The organism is Rhizomicrobium palustre, from assembly GCF_011761565.1.
Classification (GTDB): Bacteria; Pseudomonadota; Alphaproteobacteria; order Micropepsales; family Micropepsaceae; genus Rhizomicrobium; species Rhizomicrobium palustre.
Genome location: NZ_JAASRM010000001.1, coordinates 71,857 through 92,496, shown reverse-complemented (window position 1 = coordinate 92,496; position 20,640 = coordinate 71,857). Strand labels below are relative to the sequence as shown.

Below are 20,640 nucleotides of genomic sequence, written 5' to 3'. Positions count from 1 at the left end.
CGCTAACCGCATCCGGCCATTTCTTTGGCAGTTTCACGCAGATGTGAACTCGACTTTAGTCGCGGCTGCCCTTGCGGGCGGTCTTGCGTAGCCTCGCCTGAAATTGGGGAGGTTGGATATGCATAGCAGAAGTGGAATTTCCCGCAGGGGCATGATGGCGAGCACGCTCGGCTATTCCCTGATCGCATCGCTGCCCGCCAAGGCCGCAGAGGCAGCGCTGGCCGCCACCATTCAGGCCGGAAACACGGGCCATCGCATTTCCGATTTCATGTTCGGCGGCTTTCTCGAACATGGCGGCAATCTCATCAATTTCAGCTTGTGGAGCGAAGTACTCGACGACCGAAAATTCTTTCACCCCGTCAATTCCACGCCGTTGCCGCCGATGAAATCGCGCCGCGGCCCGATGGTGAATACCGCGCGAAAATGGATGCCCGTAGGCCCCGATGAAGACGTCACCATGGATCGCGTCGCGCCTTATGTCGGCGCGCAAAGCCCGATGGTACATTTGAAAGGGGCTTCGCCGCGCGGCATCGCGCAGGATGGTCTGGCGCTCGCCAAGAAGGACTACACCGGTCGCATCGTCATCGCGGCGGAAGGCGCGGAGGACATCACCGCCACGCTGATCTGGGGCTCGGGGCGCCAAAGTGTGAAGATCGACGCCGGGCGGGAGTGGAAAACCGTGCCGCTGTCCTTCACCTGCAAGGGCGCCACGACCAATGGCCGGATTGAGATCACCGCGAAGGGAACGGGCACATTTCGTGTCGGGGCCGTGTCGCTGATGCCTGCGGATAATATTAACGGTTTCCGCGCTGACACCATTGCGCTGATGAAAGAGATGGATTGCAAAATCCTGCGCCTGCCTGGCGGCAATTTCATCTCAGCCTATGATTGGAAGAACACCATCGGCGATCCGGACAAGCGTCCGCCGATTGAAGACCCGGTGTGGTCGCAGCAGATGGGCCAAGTGGTGCAGCCCAACGATGCGGGTGTCGATGAGCTTTTGCAGATGTGCCGCCTGATCGGGGCCGAGCCCTATTGGTGCGTCAATACCGGATTTGGCGAGCCGCGCTCAGGCGCCGAGATTCTGGAATACGTCAATGGCGCCGCGACGACGGAATGGGGTGCCAAGCGCGCCGCCAATGGCCATCCGGAGCCCTGGAGGGTGCATTACTGGAATATCGGCAACGAGATGTATGGCCATTGGCAAATGGGCTTCATGGATCCCGAGCAGTATTTCATCAAGCACAAGCTCTTCGCGGCGGCGATGCGCAAGGTCGATCCCACCATCTTCATCGCCGCGCCGGGCGGCTTTGTTGACGAGATCACGACCGGGCAGGGCATCATGCCGGATTCCGGCGGCATCAAGGTGGAATATGGCTCCAAGCGCGATTGGGGCGGCGGCATGCTGAAAAATTGCTGGGGCACATTCGATGCCTTGCAGACCCACACTTATCCGCCGGAAGACACGCGCTTCGATCTTGCGCTCGGCAAGCGCGTGCCGGTGACGCGTACACTGGTGGAATGGGCCCGCATGCCCGCGCAACGCATCGCGACCATGGCCGATAGCTGGGAGGGCTATAAGGAGCGCTTCCCTGCGCTGAAAGACGGCAAGGTCAAGGTCTATTTCGATGAATGGGCCTATCATTTCCAGGCCGATTATAAGGGCTGCCTTGCCATCGCGCGGGCTTTTCACGAATTTTTCCGCCACAGCGATTTCATCGATATGGCGGGCTACACCATGGCGACAGCCTGGCTCAGCTTTGACCGCACCAATTCCGTGATCAGCACCACGGGCCGCATCTTCCAGCTTTATAATCGCCATTTCGGCCGCATTCCCGTGGCGGTGAGTGGCAATTCGCCGGTGCCGCCGGTGCAATATCCTATTGGGGGCGATCAGCCCAAGGTGAACACCGGCAGTCCGACTCATCCGCTCGATGTTTCGGCGGCGTTGATGCCAGACCGCAAAGCGTTGGTGGTGGCGGTCGTAAACGCAACCGACGCGGCGCATCCCTTAACGCTGAGCCTTGAAGGCTTCCGTCCCGCTGCGCAGGGGCGCTGCTTATGGCTGAAAAACAGCGGGCTTGCGGCGCAAAATGCGGTTGGCAAGGCGCCGGAGGTGACGATTGCGGAGCGCAGCTTTGACGCCACCGCGAAGAGTTTCACCATCGTGCCTTACGCGATCGAGCTCTATCGCTTCGAGGCTGCTTAAAGGCTTTACCTCTCTTAGGGCTGCGGGGATACTTCATTAGACCCGCCTTTCTGCCCTAAGGGAAATTTGCCTTGATCGAAACGCTCGTTGTTCTTCTGGCCGCGGCCATTATCGCGGTGCCGCTGTCGCGGCGTTTCGGGCTGGGCAGCATTCTTGGGTATCTGGTTGCCGGTATCGCCATTGGGCCTTCCGGCCTCCGGCTGGTGACCGATGTGGAGCAGATCGCCGGGGTATCCGAACTCGGCGTGATCATGCTGCTGTTTCTGATCGGGCTGGAGCTGCGTCCCCAACGTCTCAATGCTCTGCGCAAGGATATTATCGGTCTCGGCCTTGGCCAAATGGTGCCAACAACCTTGCTGCTGACCGGCCTCGCGCATCTCGCGGGTATCGCCTGGCCCGGTGCGATCGCTTTGGGGGCGGGGCTGGCGCTCTCTTCGACCGCAATCGTGCTGCCCATGCTAGGCGAGCGCGAGCTTCTGCCCTCCGCCGCGGGGCGTGACGCCTTTGTGGTGCTCTTGTTCCAGGATATGGCCTTCATTCCGCTGGTTGCGCTGGTGCCGCTTCTGGCGGGCGATCAGGTGACGACCCAAATCCCCTGGGTCTGGGTAGGCAAGAGCCTGCTCGCCATCGCAGTGATCCTGATTGGCGGCAGCTATCTTATTCGCCCGCTGTTCCGGCTGATCGGTGGGGCGAAAGTGCCGGAGATTTTCACCGCTACCGCACTGTTCCTGGTGGTGGGAACGGCAGCGCTGGCCCATTGGGCCGGGCTTTCGGTCTCACTCGGCGCTTTCATGGCAGGCGTGCTGCTCTCCAATTCCGAATACCGCCACGAGCTTCAGGCCGATATCAAACCGTTCGAAGGTTTGCTGCTGGGCTTTTTCTTCATCTCGGTCGGCATGTCGGCAAATCTCGGCTTGGCGATCGCCCATCCGCTGATCGTGATTTCAGGCCTGTTGGCGCTGATCATCGCCAAGGTCGTCATCGCCTTCGCGCTTTCCTGGTTCAAGCACCGCGATCCGGGGCAAGCCTTGCGCTTTGCCTTGGCCTTGCCAGAGGGCAGCGAATTCAGCTTCGTGCTGTTTGCCACGGCGGTTTCCGCGGGTGCCTTGGCACAGGCGCAGGCCGATCTCGCCACGGTGGTTGTCGCGCTATCGATGGTGACAACCCCGGCGCTGTTCGCCGCCTCTGAAAAGTTCATCGTACCGCGCCTGATCGGCAAAACGGCAGATCCCACGGCGGACAAGATCTATAATTCCGAACCGCCCGTCATCATTTGCGGCTTTGGCCGTGTCGGCCAGATCGTCGGCCGCGTGCTGCTCTTGCAGAAAATTCCCTTCACAGCATTGGATAAGGATATCGGGCAGGTCGATGTGGTGCGCCGCTTTGGCATGAAGGTCTATTTCGGCAATCCCGCGCGCGAGGAAGTGCTGCGCGCGGCGGGGGCGGAGACCGCGAAGATCATTGTGGTGGCACTTGATGACATGGAAGAGACGGTCGCGGCGGCCGAAACCATCAAGCGCCATTTCAGCAATGTGCGCGTTTACGCAAGGGCGCGAAACCGCCGCCATGCCCACCGGCTGATGGATGTCGGCGTCGCGGGAATTGTGCGCGAGACTTTTTATTCCAGCCTCAAGCTGACGGAACTGGTTCTGAAAGATCTCGATGTGCCGGAAGAACGGGCCAAGCGTGCGCTGGAACTTTTCGAGGAGCATGACGAGCGCAGCCTGATTGCGACCCAGCAAATATCAGGCGATGAAAAGCGTCTTATCCAAAGCCTGCAGGATGCGCGTGCCGAGCTCACGCAAGTTTTCGAAACTGACCAAGCGGGGCAGGACGCGGTCGCGCGCAGTTGAGCCCTCCGCAACCGTTACGGTTTTTATTCGAGGCATTCCACCTGAAATTTCCACTCCTCGCCGGAACCAATAGAAGCTAACGCGTTTACCCCTTGCGGTCGGTCTGAGGGGATCTGGTGGCCAGGTATTGGCGTATCGCGGGACTCATTTCGCTCAGCACATTCTTGTGCGGCTGTGAGCATGGCGTGCTCGCACCGGCCGGGCCTATTGGTGAGGCCGAACGCACCATTCTATTTGACGCCGTCGCCATCATGCTGGCGATCATCATCCCGGTCATGATCGCAACTGTTGCGGTGGCATGGTGGTTCCGCGCTTCCAATACCCGCGCCGTCTATCGCCCCGAATTTACCTATTCCGGCCGCATCGAGATGATCGTGTGGTCGATCCCGGCGCTGGTGATCATTTTCTTGGGCGGCATCGCCTGGATCGGCTCGCATGATCTTGACCCTGCCAAACCCATTGCACACGCCAAAGAGCCGCTGGAAATCGAGGTCGTGGCGCTCGATTGGAAATGGCTGTTCATCTATCCGGGGCAGGGCATCGCCAGCATCAATCGCTTGGTGGTGCCTGCGGATACACCGCTGAAGTTCCGTATCACCTCGGCCAGCGTCTTCAACGTCTTCTGGGTGCCGCGGCTGGGCAGCGAAATCTACGCCATGAACGGCATGGTCACGCAGCTCAATCTTCTGGCCTATCGCCCCGGTACCTATCCCGGCCTCTCGGCGCATTTCAGCGGCGACGGTTTTTCCGACATGCAATTCGATGTCGTGGCGGTGCCGCAATCTGATTTCACCGCCTGGGCTGATAAGACCCGCAGTCAGGGCCCCGCGCTGGATAAAGCTGCTTATCACCAGCTTCTCCAGCAAAGCCAAAATCATCCGCAGGTGACCTATCGCGCTGTTGAGGCAGGATTGTTCGACAAGGTGGCGATGCGTGATCTGCCCCCAGGTCCAGGGCCTGACGAGGGGCGCGGCGGGCCCCATCTTTCTCCAAAACCGGAGCGCTAGCATGTTCGGAAAACTGAGCTGGCAGGCCATTCCTTTCGATCAACCCATTCCTTTGGCCGCCGGAGCGGGGGTTATTCTAATCGCGCTGGCGGTGGTGGTTTGGGTGGTGGTGAAGGGTTACGTGCCCTATCTCTGGCGCGAATGGATCACCAGCGTGGATCATAAACGCATTGGCATCATGTATTGCCTGCTCGCGGTGCTGATGCTGCTGCGCGGCTTTGTTGATGCCATCATGATGCGCACTCAGCAGGCGGTCGCCTTTCATGCAGGCGGCTATCTGCCGCCAGAGCATTACGATCAGGTCTTCTCGGCCCATGGCACGATCATGATTTTCTTCGGCGCCATGCCGATTGTGATCGGGCTGATGAATTTCGTCGTGCCCTTGCAGCTTGGCGTGCGCGACGTGGCTTTTCCAACCTTGAACTCCGTAAGCTTCTGGCTCACCGCCTCTGGCGCTTTGCTGGTGAATGTCTCGCTGGTGGTGGGCGGAGTTTGCCCGTACTGGCTGGCTGCCATTCCCGCCGCTCTCCGAACTTCGCTACTCGCCAGGGGTGGGTGTTGATTATTATCTCTGGGCTTTGCAGATTTCCGGTGTCGGCACGCTGATGACAGGGGTGAATTTTGTCACCACCATCTTAAAAATGCGCGCGCCGGGCATGAATTATACCCGCATGCCGATGTTCTGCTGGACGGCGCTCGCCTCCAACCTTCTCATCGTGGCGGCCTTTCCCGTTCTGACCGCCACCCTCGCCATGTTGCTGCTCGACCGCTATCTCGGCTTTCACTTCTTCACCAACGAGGCCGGCGGCAATGCCATGATGTTCCAGAACCTGATCTGGATCTGGGGGCATCCTGAGGTTTACATTCTGGTGCTGCCTGCCTTCGGCATCTATTCGGAAGTCGCCTCCACCTTTTCCTCGAAGCCTTTGTTCGGCTATCGCTCCATGGTGGCGGCGACCATGGCGATCTGCATCATCTCTTTCTGCGTCTGGCTGCACCATTTCTTCACCATGGGCGCGGGCGGCGACGTCAACGGCGTCTTCGGCATCGCCACCATGATCATCGCGGTGCCTACAGGGGTGAAAGTCTTCAACTGGCTTTTCACCATGTATGGCGGGCGGGTGCGCTTTACCACGCCCATGCTCTGGCTGATCGGTTTTATGCTGACCTTCCTGGTCGGCGGCATGACGGGCGTGCTGCTCGCCATTCCACCAGCCGATTTCCAGCTCCACAATAGTCTCTTCCTGGTGGCGCATTTCCATAACGTGATCATCGGTGGTGTGGTCTTTGCCGCTTTCGCAGGCATCACCTATTGGTTTCCCAAGGCCTTTGGCTTCACGCTAGATGAGGGCTGGGGGAAGGCGGCGTTCTGGTTCGCCTTTATCGGGTTCTACGTCACCTTCATGCCGCTCTATATCACCGGTCTCGAAGGCATGACCCGGCGCTTGCAGCATTTCGATCGGCCGGAATGGTATCCTTGGATGCTGGTTTCGGCCTTCGGCGTGGTGCTGCTCGCCATCGGCGCCTTCTGCCAAGTGTGGCAGCTCTATATTTCGATCCGGACCCGCGATCAGCGCCGCGATGTGACCGGCGATCCATGGGGCGGGCGTAATCTCGAATGGTCCACGCCGTCACCGCCGCCGATGTTCAACTTCGCCGCCATCCCCGATGTGCATGGCGAGGAGCCCTATTGGGAGCGCAAGCAGCGCGCCATCGTGGTCAAGCGGCTGGTCCATGAAGAGCCCGAATACGAGCCCATCGAGATGCCGATCAACAGCGCCACGGGTTTCGTGACGGCCTTTTTCACCACCGTGATCGGCTTTGCCATGATCTGGCATATCTGGTGGATGGCCATTGTCGGATTGATCGGCGCTTATGCGACCTTCGTCGTTTTCGCGTGGCGCGATGTCCACCACATCGAAATCCCGGTGGAGGAGGTGGCGCGCATTGACCGCGCCAATCGTGCCGCCCGCGCCGAAGCCTTGCAGACCGGAGCGATTTCATGAGTTCGGCAGCAGAGCATGAATATCGCCATCTTCCCGTGATGGGCAGCGCAGAAGCCGTCGGCCATGGTGCGGGTGGGCCAGCGCCACAGCGCATTGTGGTCGGCTACGGCTTCTGGATTTTCCTTCTCTCCGATATCGTGATGTTTTCGGCCTTCTTCGCCACCTATGGGGTGCTGCTGCCGGAAACAGCGGGCGGTCCGGGGCCGCGCGATATTTTCGATCTCACCACGGCGGGATGGGAAACAGCCTTCCTGCTCGCCTCCAGCTTTGCCTGTACCATCGCGACCTTGGGGGTGGAGCAGAGAAGCCAGCGCTGGACGCAGATCGGGCTTCTGGTGGCAGGGCTTTTCGGGGTTGGGTTTCTAGCGCTAGAGTTTCGCGAATTCGCCGATCTGATTGAGAAAGGTTATGGGCCGGAACGCAGCGCCTTTCTGACATCTTTCTTCACCCTGGTCGGCTGTCACGGCGCCCATGTCTCGCTCGGGCTGTTATGGCTCGGCACCATGATGGCGCAGTTCTATGCCAAGGGTTTTCGCGAGACGATTGTGCATCGCTTTCTGTGTTTCAGCCTGTTCTGGCACGCCCTCGACATTATCTGGGTGGCGATTTTCACGGTCGTGTATCTGATGGGGGTACGCCTATGAGTTCCCATTCCGCCCAAGAAGACGAACTCACCGGGGATCGCGGACCGACCGATCCCGATATGCATGAGAGCCTGCCCAAGCGCTTGCAAGGCTATCTCTTGGGCTTGGCGCTGGCGGCGGGGCTGACCGTCGCTTCATTTTGGGCGGCGCAAACGCCATTAATTTATGGCCCGTCCATTCCCATGGCGCTGGTGGCACTCGCCATCGCGCAGATCGGCGTGCATCTCGTCTTCTTCCTGCACATCACCACCGGCCCGGATAACACCAACAATACCATGGCGCTGGCTTTCGGTATCTTGATCGTGTTTCTGGTCGTGGTCGGCTCGATCTGGATCATGTTCCATCTCGGCGAGAACCTGATGCCGCACATGAGCCATTCTGAGATGAAAATGTAGCCTCAGGGCGTCGGGGCGTTCTCGGCGAGAAGGCCTTGGCGCTTTAACGCCTGCCAAAGGGGGGCTGGCAGAGTGGCCTTGTACCAGTCCATGTTCTGGCGCACTGCTTTCAGCTTGCTCATTCCAACGAGCACGCATTTCACCGCCGGGTGGCCATAGGGGAAGTGCACCGCGGCGGCGGGCATCTCCACGCCGTATTCGGCACATACTTCGGCAATGGCGCGGGCACGCGCGATAATGGCCTCTGGCGCGGCGCCGTAATCATAATTGCCACCAGCCTCTGGCGGCTTCACCAGAATGCCGGAATTGAACACGCCCACCGCCACGACGGAGACCTTCTTCTCCACCGCTTTGGGCAGGAAGCTTTCGAGCGCGGGCTGTTCCAGAAGCGTATAGCGGCCGGCCAGCATGACGACATCGAGATCGCAATCGCTGATCAAGTCAGCCGCGACATCGGCTTCATTCAGCCCCACACCGATGGCCTTCACCTCGCCAGAGCGGCGCAGCTCATCCAGCGCCTTGTAGCCGCTTTCCACCGCGGTCTTGTAATGGCGGTTGAAATCTTCGCCGAGATTGCGCCGGTCGAGATCGTGGATATAGACGATATCGATGGCGCCTTGGCCCAGCCGGTTGACCGATTGCTCGAGAGACCGCATCACCCCGTCATAGCTATAATCCAGCACGGGTTTCAGCGGTTGCGGGCGCACCCAGCCGCCCCGATCCGGGATTTCACCACGCTTGGGCGCTACGAAATAACGCCCGACTTTGGTCGACAGCATATAGTCGCTGCGCGGAACATTGCGCAGGAAGCGCCCGAGCCTGAGCTCCGAAAGGCCGAAGCCATAAAGCGGGGAGCTGTCGAAATAGCGAAATCCCGCAGCCCAGGCCTCTTCCAAAATCGCCTGCGCCACATCATCGGGAATATCCCAGGTGAGGGTGCCAAGACCACTGGCGCCGAATCCAAAACGCATTTCAGGTGAGGAGAAAAGAGCGGCGGCATTCATTTGGCGATGTCCGAAAGAGAAAGACGGTAAAGCTCCTGCGCGGAGCCCCCAAGAATTTGTGCGTGCTCGATAGCGGTGCGTGCGGCGATGGCCTGCTTCAGGGCGGCAAGCCATTTTGTATAGCCGCCCGCAACGCGGCAGACCGGCCAATCCGAGCCATAAAGAACGCGCGAAGGCCCGAAGAGGCGCAGCACCTCATCGATATAGGGCTGCAAATCAACAAGGGTCCAATTTTCCCAATCGGCTTCGGTCACCATGCCGGAAAGCTTGCACCAGACATGGCCGCGCTCCGCCGCAAAAGGAGCCATCAGCTCCGCCCAAGCCGAAAAGCCATGCCCGCGAATATCCGGCTTGGCGATGTGATCGATGACAAAGCGCAAGTGCGGAAAGGCTTGCACAGTTTTCAGCGCTGCGGGCAATTCACGCGGTTTCAGCAAAAGATCATAGACAAGGCCGTGGTCCGCCACGGCTTGCAGGCCGCGCCGCACATCCGGACGCAGCAGCCAGTCCGCATCGGGCTCGTCATGCACCTGATGGCGGATACCGACGAGATATGTGCCGCCTTGACCTGCTTTCAGCTCCGCGATCACATCCGCCACATTCGCTGCTGTCAAATCTACCCAGCCCACAACGCCTGCGATGAACGGCGTCGCGCTCGCGAGGGTGAGGAATGCGCGTGTTTCGTCGACCGACGACCAAGTCTGCACCAACACCGTAGCATTGACGCCATTGGCGGCAAGCTCAGGGGAAAGATCGTCCGGCGTGAAGATCCGGCGGATCGGAGCGAAGGGGCCGCTCAGCCAGCCATAGTCGCCTCTGTCGGGATTCCAGAAATGCTGATGGGCGTCGATCAGCATGATGGCTCACCGTTCGATCAGGATTTTCAACGTGGAGGCGCGGGCGCCAGCCCAATAGGGAAGGGCCGCCGCTGCATCAGCAAAGGGGAAGATCTTCGAAATCAGATCATCCGGACTGTGATCCAGCTTTTCCAGATAAGAAATCACGGCGCTGAAATCGGCCTCGGTCGCGTTGCGCGAGCCGTGAATATCCAGCTCCTTCATATTGAAGAACTTGGTGTCATAGGTCACCGGCGCCTTCGAATAACCGATATAGACCACGCGTCCTGCAAAACAGGCGATATCGATTGCTTGGGTGAATGTGGCGGGCAGGCCGACGGCTTCGATCACCACATCGGCGCCATCACCGCCGGTAAGTTCGTTCACCTTGGCAACCACATCTTCACAACCCGCGTCGATGGCATGCTTGGCGCCATAGCGCAGCGCCATTTCGGTCTTGCTGCCCAGATCAATCGCGATGACCTCGGCCCCGGCGGCGACTGCACCCGCTACCGCACCCATGCCGATCATGCCGCAACCGATCACTGCGACACGGTCGCCTGGCTGAACTTGTCCACGCGCCACGGCATGAAAACCGACCGAAAGCGGCTCCACCAATGCCAAATGCCGGGCGGGCAAGGTGTCGTTCACGATCAGCTTGGAATAGGGAAGCACCAGCCGCTCGGCAAGGCCGCCGTTCTGTTGCACCCCCAGGGTGCGGTTGTAACGGCAGGCATTGACCCGTCCCTTGCGGCAGGAGGAGCACTGCCCACACGCCGTATACGGAATAACAATGACGCGCTTGCCCGGCGCATATTGGCTCGGCACATCGGGGGCTGCGTTAATGATCTCCGCCCCAATTTCGTGGCCGGGAATACGGGGCAGGGAGACCAGCGGGTTGAGGCCGGTGAAGGTCGCCAGATCGCTGCCGCAAAGCCCGACATGGCGCACATTGATGAGGACCTCGCCGGGGCCGGGGGTAGGATCACCCACCGTATGCAAGGCACAGCTCTCGACACCTTCGATCAAAAGGGCTTGCATCGCGGTCCTCCGCCAATTTTCTCTATATGTCGCTTAGCCAACTATCGCCCTGCCGCGCTAGAGCAAATTCTAGTCCTGACCCGACAATAATTGGCTTCGATTCAGGTTGTGGCGGTGTGGCAAACTCGACAGGGGAGTGCCATTTGGGCTAGGTTTCATCGGGATAATGGCGGGGCGGGCAGCATGGATAGAAATTCGCAGAATCCCGAATTCTTTTCCCGGCAAGTCGGGACGGCGCGACGCTTTTTCCTGGACCTCGATCCCTCCAAACGTAGCGCTTTGACGGTGGTGAGCGGCGGGCTGGAACATTGTGCGCCGGATTACGCCATCCATCGCACCGCTTTTCCCTATTTTGCCGTTGAATATGTAATCCGGGGGCGCGGCCAGCTTATTCTGGGGGAGGAGAGCTACACGTTGAAAGCCGGGGTGGTGTTCGCCTATACGCCGCGTACACCTCATCACATCACCACCGAGCCACGCGCGCCGCTGGTCAAATATTTCGTGGATTTCACGGGCACGCGGGCGGCGCGGCTGCTGGTCGATTGCGGCCTTAAGGGCGGGGCGGCGGCGCAGGTTTTCCCGCCGGATAGTGTGGCTATGCTGTTCGAGGAGCTTATCGAAAGCGGCACATCTACGCAGCGCGAAGCCTATTCGGTCAAATTGCTGGAGTGCCTGGCGCTGAAGATCGGGGCCAAGGCAACCGCGCCTAAGGAGGCGGAATCGCCCGCCTTCGCGGCTTATTTGCGCTGCCGCTCCCTGATTGAGCGCGATTTCCTGACCCTGAAATCGTTGGATCAGATTTCCGCCGCCTGCGGCATGAACAATGCCTATATCTGCCGCCTGTTCCGCCGCTTTGACCGTCAAAGCCCGTATCAATACCTCCTGCGGCTGAAGATAAATTATGCCGCGGCAGAGCTGCAAAAGCCCGGCCTGTTGATCAAGGACCTTGCCGCCTCGGTCGGCTTTAACGACAGTTTTCACTTTTCCAGAGTGTTCAACAACATCCTGGGCTTTTCACCGGCCCAATTCCGCAAATTGCGCTGAAGTCAAAAATCTACAGGTCCCGCAAGAATAACTATTCCTCGCAGCACCTTTTCCGCTTTAGCTCCTGAACAAAAGATCGCTTCGGGCAGGTCCACAAACGGGCCTGCAAAGGCAGATCATATAAAATTCAGGGGAGGGGCACGGGATGCCCAAACAGGGATTGTTCCGCGCGGCGGACGGCAAAAATATGCTGGCCACCTTTGTGCTGGTCACGCTTTTGTTTTTGCTTTGGGGCTTTTGCAACGGCCTCATCGATGTGCTGAACAAGCACTTCCAGACCACGCTGCACATCAGCCGCGCCCAATCGGGGCTGGTGCAGACAGCCAACTACATCGCCTATTTCCTGATGGCGATCCCCGCGGGATTGCTGGCACGCCGCTTCGGCTATAAAGGCGGCATTATCATCGGGCTGGTGCTGATCGCGGCAGGCGCGTTCTGGTTTGTTCCGGCGATCGAGATCGGCGCTTATTGGGCCTTCCTTTTGGGACTTTTCGTGCTCGCGGCGGGCCTGACCTGCCTCGAGACCATCGCCAACCCCTATACCACCGTGTTGGGGCCCGCAGAGACTGGCGCCATCCGCATCAATATCGCCCAGACCTTCAATGGCATCGGCTGGATATTGGGGCCGCTGGTCGGGGGCTATTTCATCTTCGGCCAGGAAGGGCAGAATTCAAACGCCGGGCTGTTTGTGCCGTATATCGGCGTTGGCATTGTTGTGGTGCTTTTGATCGCGGTTTTCGTTTTCGCCTATGTGCCGGATATTTCGGCAGAGGAAGAGGCGGCACAAGCGAGCGGGGCCGGAAAGCCATTATGGAAGCGCAGCCATTTTCTGTTCGGTGTGGTGGCGCAGTTTCTCTATGTCGCGGCACAATCGGGCATCTTCGGCTTCTTCATCAATTACGTGCTGGAGAATAAGCCGGGCATCACCTCGCAAGAGGCCGCGAATTGGCTTGGCATGTTCGGCTTCGGCCTGTTCCTGGTGGGCCGGATTTTCGGCAGCGTGGCGATCAGCCTCTCCAAGCCGCATCGTGTCCTGGCAATTTATGCGGTGATCAATGTGGTTGCCTGCCTTGCGGCGATGCTGGGTGGCATGCCGGGACTGATCGGGCTTTTCGCGAGCTTCTTCTTCATGTCGATCATGTTCCCGACAATCTTCGCGCTCGGCATCCATGGTTTGGGTGAGCATACCAAGCTCGGTTCGTCCTTGATCGTCATGGCCATTGTGGGGGGCGCCATCGCACCGCCCTTCATGGGCCATATCGCGGATGTCTATTCCATGCGGCTCGGTTTCGCCCTTCCTGCCTTGTGCTTCGGTTTGATCGCGGCTTACGGGGTATTCTGGCCGCGTCTCTCCAAGGCTGCGGTGTGACTGCGAAATAGGAACGGGGAAAATCATGCTGCGCGGTATTTCACATCTGTTATCGCCGGATCTCCTGTCGGTACTCTGCCGCATGGGGCACGGTGATGAGATTATCCTCGCGGATGCGCATTTTCCGGGTGAGCATTTCAACGCGCGGGTACTGCGTGCCGATGGGCATCGCATTGCTCCGCTCTTGGATGCGATATTGCCGCTGTTTGTGCTCGATACCTATGTTCCAGATCCGGTTGTGATGATGGCGGCCGTTGCCGGGGATGCGCTCGATGAGGATTTGGTGCGGTCTTACAAGAGCGTTATTTCCGCCTATGCGCCTGAATGTCCGGAGCCGATCTTCATTGACCGCTTTGCCTTTTATGAGCGTAGCCGCCGGGCCTTTGCCGTCGTGATGACCGGCGAGACGAAGAAGTACGGCAACATCATCCTCAAGAAAGGCGTCACGCCCTGCTAGCGGCTTTGTGTGGGCTGGGCGGCATCTTCAGCTATGGGCTTCTTGATCTCTCCTGGAAGAGAGGCTTTCTCCTTCAAAGTGTCGCGCACATAGAATTGCTTCACCGCGATGAAGCCGATGAGCGTCAAAGGGGAGGCGAGCAGCAGGCCGAGCGCGCCGAACACCTCGCCGATCGCGACAATCGAAAATAACGTCAGCACCGGTGGCAGATCGACGGCCCGCCGCTGGATCAGCGGAGAAAGCACGTTGCCCTCCACGGCTTGGATCGCGACATAGAGGATCAGCACACCGATCACTTCCTGCTGACCCATAGAGAGCGCGATCAGCAATGCGGGAATGGCGCCCAAAATGGGGCCGGCATAGGGAATGAACTCAGCCACTCCCGCGATGAAGCCGAGTGCCAGTGCTGAGGGAATGCCAAGCGCCAAAAGCCCAATGGCAAAAAGCAGCCCCACTGCCGCCATGGTCGCAAGCTGCCCTACCAACCACAGAGTCAGCGCGCGCGCACAGGTATCCATGAATTGAGCCGCTGAATCGCGTCCGCGCGGCGGCACCAGACGCAGTGCCCCGTCGCGATACATCTTGGGGCTGACGGCGAAATAAACGCCCGCCACCAGAACCAGCGCGGTACTGGCAATGCCGCTCACCACAAAAGAGGTTGTGGCGGTTATTTTGCCCATCAAACCGTCGCGGCTGGCAAAGCTCTGTGCCAATGCGGCGACACGGCGGTCCAAATGCTGAATGCCGAGTTCATCGCCGATCCCGGCCAGCAGTTTTGGAAGCTGCTTTTGGAGCTGCGCGCTCTCGGCGGCGAGCTGGGTGCCGAGGAGAAAACCGAGCAGGGCGACGAAGAAGAGGATTGTAAGGCACGCCAGAAGCAAGGCGCCGCCTTGGCTGATGGGCACATATTTCCGTATCAAGCCTGCAATCGCCAGCAGCATCACCGCGATCAGGATCGAGGCGAAGACAAGCAGTAGAACCCCGGCGAATTGCCACAAAAGAATAGCGCCTAGAACGGCGATGCCGGTCCAGCGCAGGAAAAGAGAATAGGGTGGTGTCACGGCATGGCTTTCAAAACGGCAAAATGATTACGGCGGTCATGGCGCTTTGTTCCCGCGCATGAAGCCGATGACTTCGCTTCGAATAAATAGCGCTTTTTCATTCCGCACCGCCCTGCTGTGCCGAGGCTTTCAACTTGCCGTCGGCGTAGCGTGCCTGTGGCAGAGGTGCCGCGGTTCATTGGCAAAGCGAGGCTTTCATGCAGCCGAGGCGAAACTTATGTTCCACATATCCTTGTCTGCCGCGTCTTACTTTTGATGCGAGGTCTAGATCGGCAGGCTATGAGACAGAAATCGGGCTATGTGGTGCTCGCCGACCATGGCGGGGGATATTGGGAGGTAGTCGGGCCGGTGGCGCCTGAGCATCCCACCTTGAAGGAGGCGGAAACCGCGGCGCGTGAACTATCGGCGCGTTACCCCAAGCGGGTGTTTGGTGTCTATGAGCTCCGGGCCATCTTCGCCATTCAGGAAAAGGTCGTAAAACATCGTGTGGAGATGCCGGTGCCCAGGCGCAAATCCGATGCGCGGCCTGCATTTGATGATGTAGACGACCGTGATGGCGGCAAGATCGTGCCGATCCGAGCGGCTGAAAACGGTTAGCTCTTGCAGGCGGGTAGATGGGCTGCATTCCGAAGCGGTTAGCGCTAAACTTGCCGGAACCGCTCCGGAGCCTTCAATGCGTCCCCCTGTCGAACCTTTCTATGCCATGGAAATCAGCCGTCTGGCGCATCGGCTCAAAGCGGAGGGGCGCTCGATCCTGCATATGGAATTTGGCCAGCCTTCCACCGGTGCACCCACCGGCGCCATAGAGGTGGCGCATCGGGTGTTAGATCGCGATCCCATGGGCTATTGGGACAGTCCCGATCTGCAAGCTGCACTGTCCGGGCTTTATAAACGTCGCTACGGCCTCGTCATCGATCCCAAACGCTTCATTCTGACCTGCGGTGCGAGTCCGGCGCTGGTTGCAGCATTGGCATCCAATTTCATGCCCAGGGATAAGGTGGTGACCGCGCGCCCCGGATATGTCGCCTATCGCAACACGTTAAAAGCGCTGCATCTCACCCCTGTCGAAATTCCGTGCGGACCTTCAACGCATTTCCAGCTCGCCGCAAAGCATCTGGAAGAGATGGAAGAGGCGCCTGCCGGGGTGATCGTGGCGAGCCCGGCCAATCCCACCGGCTCTATCATCGCGCGCGAAGAGCTTTCGCGTATTGCCGCGATCTGCCGCGAGCGCGAGATATTGCTGATCTCGGATGAAATCTATCACGGCCTTTCCTATGGCGAACCTGCCGAGACCATGCTGGCCTTCGCGCCCAAGAGCTATGTCATCGGCAGTTTCTCGAAATACTTCTCCATGGTGGCGTGGCGTCTTGGCTGGCTTTTGGTGCCGGAAGGCGAGATGGAGCGGGTGCGAGCCTTCTCGGCCAATATGTTTCTCACCGCGCCCTCGCTCAGCCAGCATGCCGGTGTTGCCGCGCTCGATAGCGAAGACGAGTTGGAAGGCCATGTCGCAGTGTATCGGCGTAATCGCGAGCTTCTGCTGGAGGCGCTGCCGAAGCTCGGCCTCACGAAATTCGCTCCGCCTGATGGGGCGTTTTATATCTATGCCGATGTTCGCCATCTCACGGATGACAGCATGGCGTTCTGCAAAGAGCTTCTCATCGCGACCGGCATCGCCGCGGCGCCTGGCATCGATTTCGATCCCATCGACGGGCGCTATTTCATCCGCCTGAGTTTCGCGGTTTCGACCGCGGAAGTAGAGGAAGCCATCACGCGGCTGAAGACGTGGTTCGCCAGCCGGACGGATTGAGGGCAGGGGATTCTTTCACGTTTCGAGAAAGTATCGCGGAGACTCCCGGATGGGTGGTGCTCCAGCGTCGCAGACATGTCTCAGGTATGCTGTATCGCAGCAACAGTATTTGAGAATTTGATACAATCATACGGTGATAATTACACCTGACATTGGAATTTTCGGACGGCTCTAAACCTGTGCGGCAAATCCATGAAATTGTTGTTCTATTTTGACGTGGTTGCGCTAACAAAATGTCGGTCATTTACAGCCGCAGCTTGAAATCTCCCGGATAGGGACGATTCCGTACAGTCATTGACCTTTTTTCACGTCCCGAAGAGAATGGATTTGACTTGCTACCGGTGTCAGACACCGGTGACAAGTTGCGGGGAGCTGAAATCACCGCGTCTCGAACAAGGCGAAAGCCGCCGGGGCGCGTCTATTCCGGGAGGGAGTACACGTGAGTTATCAATCATCTACGTCTATGCGCACGGTCGCATTGAAGCGCGTTTTGGCTTGTGGCGCAGCTATGAGCGCACTGCTCATCGGCTCGGCAGCCTTTGCTCAAGAAGAGGGCATCGAAACCGTCACCGTCACCGGTTATCGCGCCTCGTTGGAAAAGTCGCTCGACCTCAAGCGCTCCACCAATGAAATGATCGACGCCATCTCCGCGGAAGACGTCGGTAAATTCCCCGATTCCAACCTCGCGGAATCGTTGCAGCGCCTGCCGGGTGTCGCGGTGGACCGCGATAACGGCGAAGGCCGCTCGATCACCGTGCGTGGTCTTGGCTCCAACTTCACCCGCGTTACCCTGAATGGCTTGCAGGCCCTTTCGACCGCTGGTGCGTCGGATTCCGGCACTGCCCCGAACCGCGATCGCGGCTTCGACTTCAACACCTTCGCTTCCGAACTCTTCTCGAGCTTGAAAGTCCAGAAGTCCGCCTCCGCCGCGACGGAAGACGGATCGCTCGGCGCGACCGTTTCGCTCGAGACCCCGCATGCCTTCGACATGGGCGACAAGGCCATCCTCTCGATGCAGAACGCCTGGTACGAGAACGGCAAGCCGTTCAATCCGCGTTTCGCGGGGCTGGTGTCCCATAATTTCGGTGAGAAGTTCGGCGTTGTTCTCTCCGGCGCCTACACCATCAAGAACACCTTCATCGATTCCTATGGCCGCAACCCCGGCCAGTCCGATTTCACCTATCGCCAGGCGACTTTTACACCGGATTATAAATCGCTTCCGGCTGGCTCCTATTCCATTCGCCAGCGTTCCGGTTTCGCCGCTCCGACGGGCACGAGCTGCAATGGTGTTTCTGGCAACAAAATCCTTAATGGCATTATTCCGGGCAATAATATCTCCTATCAGCCATATTGCGATCTTCTCAGAGGGTCGGATTCGGCAGCCTACAATGCCGTTGAAAGCACGATCGGCACGCCGGTCACGGTGACAGCTAAGAACTCCACCTCGGGCGGCAAGGTCTCGACGTCCACCTCTTCGGCCTTTGATTATACGCAAGCGGGCGGCTCGCAGGTTATCATCCCCTCGTTGCCGACACTGAATCATCAGCAACTCTATGTGCAGCGCATCGGCCTCACCGGGGGCGCGCAGTATCAGGTGGATGACAACACACTGGTTTCGTTCGACGCGCTCTATTCGACCTCGTACCAGAACTCGATCAACTACCAGGTCTCGCCCATCGGCTTGAACCGCAACAATACGAAGAAAGAGCTGATCACCGCGAAGACCTCGACGAATGCAGCGGATATCGCGGCGCTTGGCGGCATGTTCACGACCTGCTCCGTCCCGACCGGCACGGCCGATCAGGCGCAGGTTTCCTGCTATGGGCCCAAGCAGCTGGCACCGATCGATTATTACACCAACCCGGCTTATGGCTTCCGTGCCAATGGCGCCGATGCCATCGCAGCCGCGATGTCCTTTGTTGGCCGTCCTTCCACCAAGCTGATCTCGGCCTCCACGGGAAGCAATGGCTTAGCCGCCAATAAGCTGGTGCTCGATAATGTCGACTTCCGCTCCGGCGCGGACCAGGCCTATTACACGGTCGAATTCACCCAGATGTCGCTCAACGCCACGCATAAGTTCTCGAGCCGCTTGCGTGCCGATGCGACATTGGGCTGGTCGCATTCGCGCAACCACCAGACCGGTTTACTGGCCGAAGTGAATCATATGGATAATTCCTATGCGCAGTCCGGTCAGTATTTCACCTGGGATGATACCCAGGGCGGTGACATGCCCACCATGCAGTTCGGCTTCGATGTCGCCAATCCGGCGAACTGGACCATGGTCAAGAACTACTCGGCCCTGCGCCATATGGAATACTACACCGACAACAAGTACCGCACGGCGTCCATCAACGGTGAATACGACATCACCGATTGGATGACCCTGCGTGCAGGCTTCCAGTCGCGCATCTTCGACTTCAACACCGCCTATTATCAGCGCGCCATGAAGGACGTGATCAACCCGAACTTCCAGGAAGCGGGCGTGACCACGGCGCAGATGACCCAGTCAATTGAATTCGGTTCGGGCCTCAGCCTGCCCACCGGCACGCCGACCTCGTTCATCGCGCCGAACCTGACCGCATTCCGCAATACCTTCGGCTTCGATTGCAATTGCATCAACGACTACGGTGACTGGCGCATCTGGAATAAGTTCAACGCAGCCTCCACCGGCACCGCGGGCCAGACCTATAACGTCTCCGAGCATGTCAAAGCCTATTACATGCAGGGCGATTTCCAGGAAATCCCGCTCTTCGGCAATACGCTGCGCGGCAATCTCGGTGCGCGTTTCGTGACCACGGAAATCAAGTCGCTCGGCCACGCCTTGCAGGGCCAGCCCCTCTCGGCCAATTCGAGCTACAACGACTTCCTGCCGTCGGTGAACTTGGCCTATTCCTTGGGTGACGACATGGTGATCCGTGCCGCCGCCTCCAAGGTGATCGCCCGTCCGTCGCTGCAGTACATGGCGCCGTCGATCACCGCGATGACCATCCCGACCTCGACCGGTGCCACGACCGGTGCCACCGTTTCGATCGGCAACCCGAACCTGAAGCCTTATCGCGCCAAGACCGCCGACCTCGGCTGGGAATGGTATTTCGGCAAGGGTGCGATGATCGCAGTCACCGGCTTTGCCAAGTGGGTTTCCGCGGCGCCGCAGGTGGTGGTGTCCTCGGGTGCCATCAGCGACTTCCTCACGCCGGATCAGATTGCCCTGGTGCAGCAGTACTACACGGATAACTCCGTGGTCGGCGGCGTGACCCAGGCCAACAACGTTGCTGCCGCGGCTTATATCGCGGGTAACGGCCAGATGGCTGCGACCCAGGCCCGCAATGGCGGTGGTGGCGTGCTGGAAGGCCTGGAAATCACCTACCAGCAGCCGCTCGACTTCGTGCCTGCTGTGTTCGGTGGCAAGGGCTTCGGCGTCAATGCCAACTACACCAAGCTCTATTCCAAGATGCACTACGTCGTGAACGCCACCCAGACCGCGACCCTTTATGGTGATGCGCCCTGGAACGGTGCCTCGCCGGATGCCTGGAACGCCACGCTGTATTACGACGGCCCGAACTGGTCGGCGCGTATCTCCGGCGCCTTCCGCTCCAAGTACCTGACGACCTATCCGGTCGCTGGTGGTTCGGATCAGCTCGGCTATGGCGACTCCCCGCTGGTGCAGGACTTCGGCTATTCGAAGAACACGCTCAATGTGGACTTCTCGGCCAATTACGACATCAGCGAGAACATGGACATGACCCTCGACGCGCTCAACCTGACCAATCAGGCTGACCGCCGCTGGGCCTATCAGAACAGCCCGCAGACGACCAAATATGCCTCTTCGGGCCGTCAGGTCTTCTTGGGCTTCCGCCTGAAATACTAAGCGGAACGCCCATCAGTTTCGCTCATTCCTGGGGCGCCG

At 59.1% G+C, this 20,640-nt stretch carries 15 protein-coding genes and 1 pseudogene; 12 read left to right on the top strand and 4 right to left on the bottom strand.

Translation table 11 applies throughout. The features are described 5' to 3' along the window. Positions 1 to 118: 118 nt before the first annotated feature. The 6 genes and pseudogenes from FHS83_RS00390 to cyoD all read left to right on the top strand — a co-directional run bounded on the left by FHS83_RS00390 (position 119) and on the right by cyoD (position 8,114). Positions 119 to 2,209 (top strand): alpha-L-arabinofuranosidase, encoded by a 2,091-nt coding sequence (locus tag FHS83_RS00390; RefSeq protein WP_167079766.1) that lies wholly within the window; start codon positions 119 to 121, stop codon positions 2,207 to 2,209. Positions 2,210 to 2,280: 71 nt separating this feature from the next. Next, on the top strand, positions 2,281 to 4,062 hold the full coding sequence (locus FHS83_RS00385; RefSeq protein WP_167079764.1) for a monovalent cation:proton antiporter-2 (CPA2) family protein: 1,782 nt from the start codon (positions 2,281 to 2,283) through the stop codon (positions 4,060 to 4,062). 116 nt (positions 4,063 to 4,178) lie between these two features. Continuing rightward, positions 4,179 to 5,069 carry a ubiquinol oxidase subunit II gene (gene cyoA, locus FHS83_RS00380; RefSeq protein ID WP_208414149.1) on the top strand — a complete coding sequence of 297 codons (891 nt, stop codon included), beginning with the start codon at positions 4,179 to 4,181 and terminating at the stop codon, positions 5,067 to 5,069. A gap of 1 nt (position 5,070) precedes the next feature. Beyond that, positions 5,071 to 7,075, top strand: a pseudogene (gene cyoB / locus FHS83_RS00375) (cytochrome o ubiquinol oxidase subunit I). A 38-nt stretch (positions 7,076 to 7,113) separates the two neighbouring features. Beyond that, complete coding sequence (locus FHS83_RS00370; RefSeq protein WP_344100963.1) at positions 7,114 to 7,719, top strand: cytochrome c oxidase subunit 3; 606 nt, start codon at positions 7,114 to 7,116, stop codon at positions 7,717 to 7,719. After that, a complete protein-coding gene (gene cyoD / locus FHS83_RS00365) occupies positions 7,716 to 8,114 on the top strand; it encodes a cytochrome o ubiquinol oxidase subunit IV (RefSeq protein WP_167079760.1) in 399 nt (132 codons plus the stop codon). Before FHS83_RS00370 ends, cyoD begins: the two co-directional genes overlap by 4 nt. Before the next feature lie 2 nt (positions 8,115 to 8,116). Here cyoD and FHS83_RS00360 read toward each other — a convergent pair whose 3' ends face one another. Genes FHS83_RS00360 through FHS83_RS00350 form a run of 3 tightly spaced genes read right to left on the bottom strand, consistent with a single transcriptional unit; the run spans position 8,117 to position 10,995 of the window. Next, positions 8,117 to 9,118 carry an aldo/keto reductase gene (locus tag FHS83_RS00360; protein ID WP_167079758.1) on the bottom strand — a complete coding sequence of 334 codons (1,002 nt, stop codon included), beginning with the start codon at positions 9,116 to 9,118 and terminating at the stop codon, positions 8,117 to 8,119. Beyond that, positions 9,115 to 9,975 carry an amidohydrolase family protein gene (locus FHS83_RS00355; RefSeq protein ID WP_167079756.1) on the bottom strand — a complete coding sequence of 287 codons (861 nt, stop codon included), beginning with the start codon at positions 9,973 to 9,975 and terminating at the stop codon, positions 9,115 to 9,117. Before FHS83_RS00355 ends, FHS83_RS00360 begins: the two co-directional genes overlap by 4 nt. Before the next feature lie 6 nt (positions 9,976 to 9,981). After that, positions 9,982 to 10,995, bottom strand: coding sequence for a zinc-binding alcohol dehydrogenase family protein (locus FHS83_RS00350; protein ID WP_167079754.1), 1,014 nt, complete (start codon positions 10,993 to 10,995; stop codon positions 9,982 to 9,984). Positions 10,996 to 11,178: 183 nt separating this feature from the next. Here FHS83_RS00350 and FHS83_RS00345 point away from each other — a divergent pair, with 183 nt between their 5' ends. The 3 genes from FHS83_RS00345 (at position 11,179) to fucU (ending at position 13,865) form a co-directional block, all read left to right on the top strand. Then, positions 11,179 to 12,039, top strand: coding sequence for an AraC family transcriptional regulator (locus FHS83_RS00345; protein WP_167079752.1), 861 nt, complete (start codon positions 11,179 to 11,181; stop codon positions 12,037 to 12,039). 145 nt (positions 12,040 to 12,184) lie between these two features. Continuing rightward, complete coding sequence (locus FHS83_RS00340; RefSeq protein ID WP_167079751.1) at positions 12,185 to 13,408, top strand: sugar MFS transporter; 1,224 nt, start codon at positions 12,185 to 12,187, stop codon at positions 13,406 to 13,408. A gap of 25 nt (positions 13,409 to 13,433) precedes the next feature. Continuing rightward, the gene (gene fucU / locus FHS83_RS00335; protein WP_167079749.1) at positions 13,434 to 13,865 is read left to right on the top strand and encodes an L-fucose mutarotase; all 432 of its coding nucleotides are present in this window, start codon (positions 13,434 to 13,436) and stop codon (positions 13,863 to 13,865) included. Here the strand turns inward: fucU and FHS83_RS00330 are convergent. Next, positions 13,862 to 14,926, bottom strand: coding sequence for an AI-2E family transporter (locus FHS83_RS00330; RefSeq protein ID WP_167079747.1), 1,065 nt, complete (start codon positions 14,924 to 14,926; stop codon positions 13,862 to 13,864). The genes fucU and FHS83_RS00330 overlap by 4 nt on opposite strands. 279 nt (positions 14,927 to 15,205) lie before the next feature. Here FHS83_RS00330 and FHS83_RS00325 point away from each other — a divergent pair, with 279 nt between their 5' ends. The 3 genes from FHS83_RS00325 (at position 15,206) to FHS83_RS00315 (ending at position 20,601) form a co-directional block, all read left to right on the top strand. Further along, positions 15,206 to 15,523, top strand: coding sequence for a hypothetical protein (locus tag FHS83_RS00325; RefSeq protein ID WP_167079745.1), 318 nt, complete (start codon positions 15,206 to 15,208; stop codon positions 15,521 to 15,523). A gap of 76 nt (positions 15,524 to 15,599) precedes the next feature. Next, positions 15,600 to 16,733 (top strand): pyridoxal phosphate-dependent aminotransferase, encoded by a 1,134-nt coding sequence (locus tag FHS83_RS00320; protein ID WP_167079743.1) that lies wholly within the window; start codon positions 15,600 to 15,602, stop codon positions 16,731 to 16,733. Between the two features lie 508 nt (positions 16,734 to 17,241). Continuing rightward, positions 17,242 to 20,601 (top strand): TonB-dependent receptor domain-containing protein, encoded by a 3,360-nt coding sequence (locus FHS83_RS00315; RefSeq protein WP_167079741.1) that lies wholly within the window; start codon positions 17,242 to 17,244, stop codon positions 20,599 to 20,601. Positions 20,602 to 20,640 lie beyond the last annotated feature (39 nt).

Bases quoted from the DNA above. Each gene is read 5' to 3' on its own strand.
- FHS83_RS00390 (WP_167079766.1), top strand. From the start codon at position 119: ATGCATAGCAGAAGTGGAATTTCCCGCAGGGGCATGATGGCGAGCACG.
- cyoD (WP_167079760.1), top strand. From the start codon at position 7,716: ATGAGTTCCCATTCCGCCCAAGAAGACGAACTCACCGGGGATCGCGGA.
- FHS83_RS00350 (WP_167079754.1), bottom strand. From the start codon at position 10,995: ATGCAAGCCCTTTTGATCGAAGGTGTCGAGAGCTGTGCCTTGCATACG.
- FHS83_RS00370 (WP_344100963.1), top strand. From the start codon at position 7,114: ATGGGCAGCGCAGAAGCCGTCGGCCATGGTGCGGGTGGGCCAGCGCCA.
- fucU (WP_167079749.1), top strand. From the start codon at position 13,434: ATGCTGCGCGGTATTTCACATCTGTTATCGCCGGATCTCCTGTCGGTA.
- FHS83_RS00360 (WP_167079758.1), bottom strand. From the start codon at position 9,118: ATGAATGCCGCCGCTCTTTTCTCCTCACCTGAAATGCGTTTTGGATTC.
- FHS83_RS00315 (WP_167079741.1), top strand. From the start codon at position 17,242: ATGAGCGCACTGCTCATCGGCTCGGCAGCCTTTGCTCAAGAAGAGGGC.
- FHS83_RS00320 (WP_167079743.1), top strand. From the start codon at position 15,600: ATGCGTCCCCCTGTCGAACCTTTCTATGCCATGGAAATCAGCCGTCTG.
- FHS83_RS00355 (WP_167079756.1), bottom strand. From the start codon at position 9,975: ATGCTGATCGACGCCCATCAGCATTTCTGGAATCCCGACAGAGGCGAC.
- FHS83_RS00345 (WP_167079752.1), top strand. From the start codon at position 11,179: ATGGATAGAAATTCGCAGAATCCCGAATTCTTTTCCCGGCAAGTCGGG.
- FHS83_RS00340 (WP_167079751.1), top strand. From the start codon at position 12,185: ATGCCCAAACAGGGATTGTTCCGCGCGGCGGACGGCAAAAATATGCTG.
- FHS83_RS00325 (WP_167079745.1), top strand. From the start codon at position 15,206: ATGAGACAGAAATCGGGCTATGTGGTGCTCGCCGACCATGGCGGGGGA.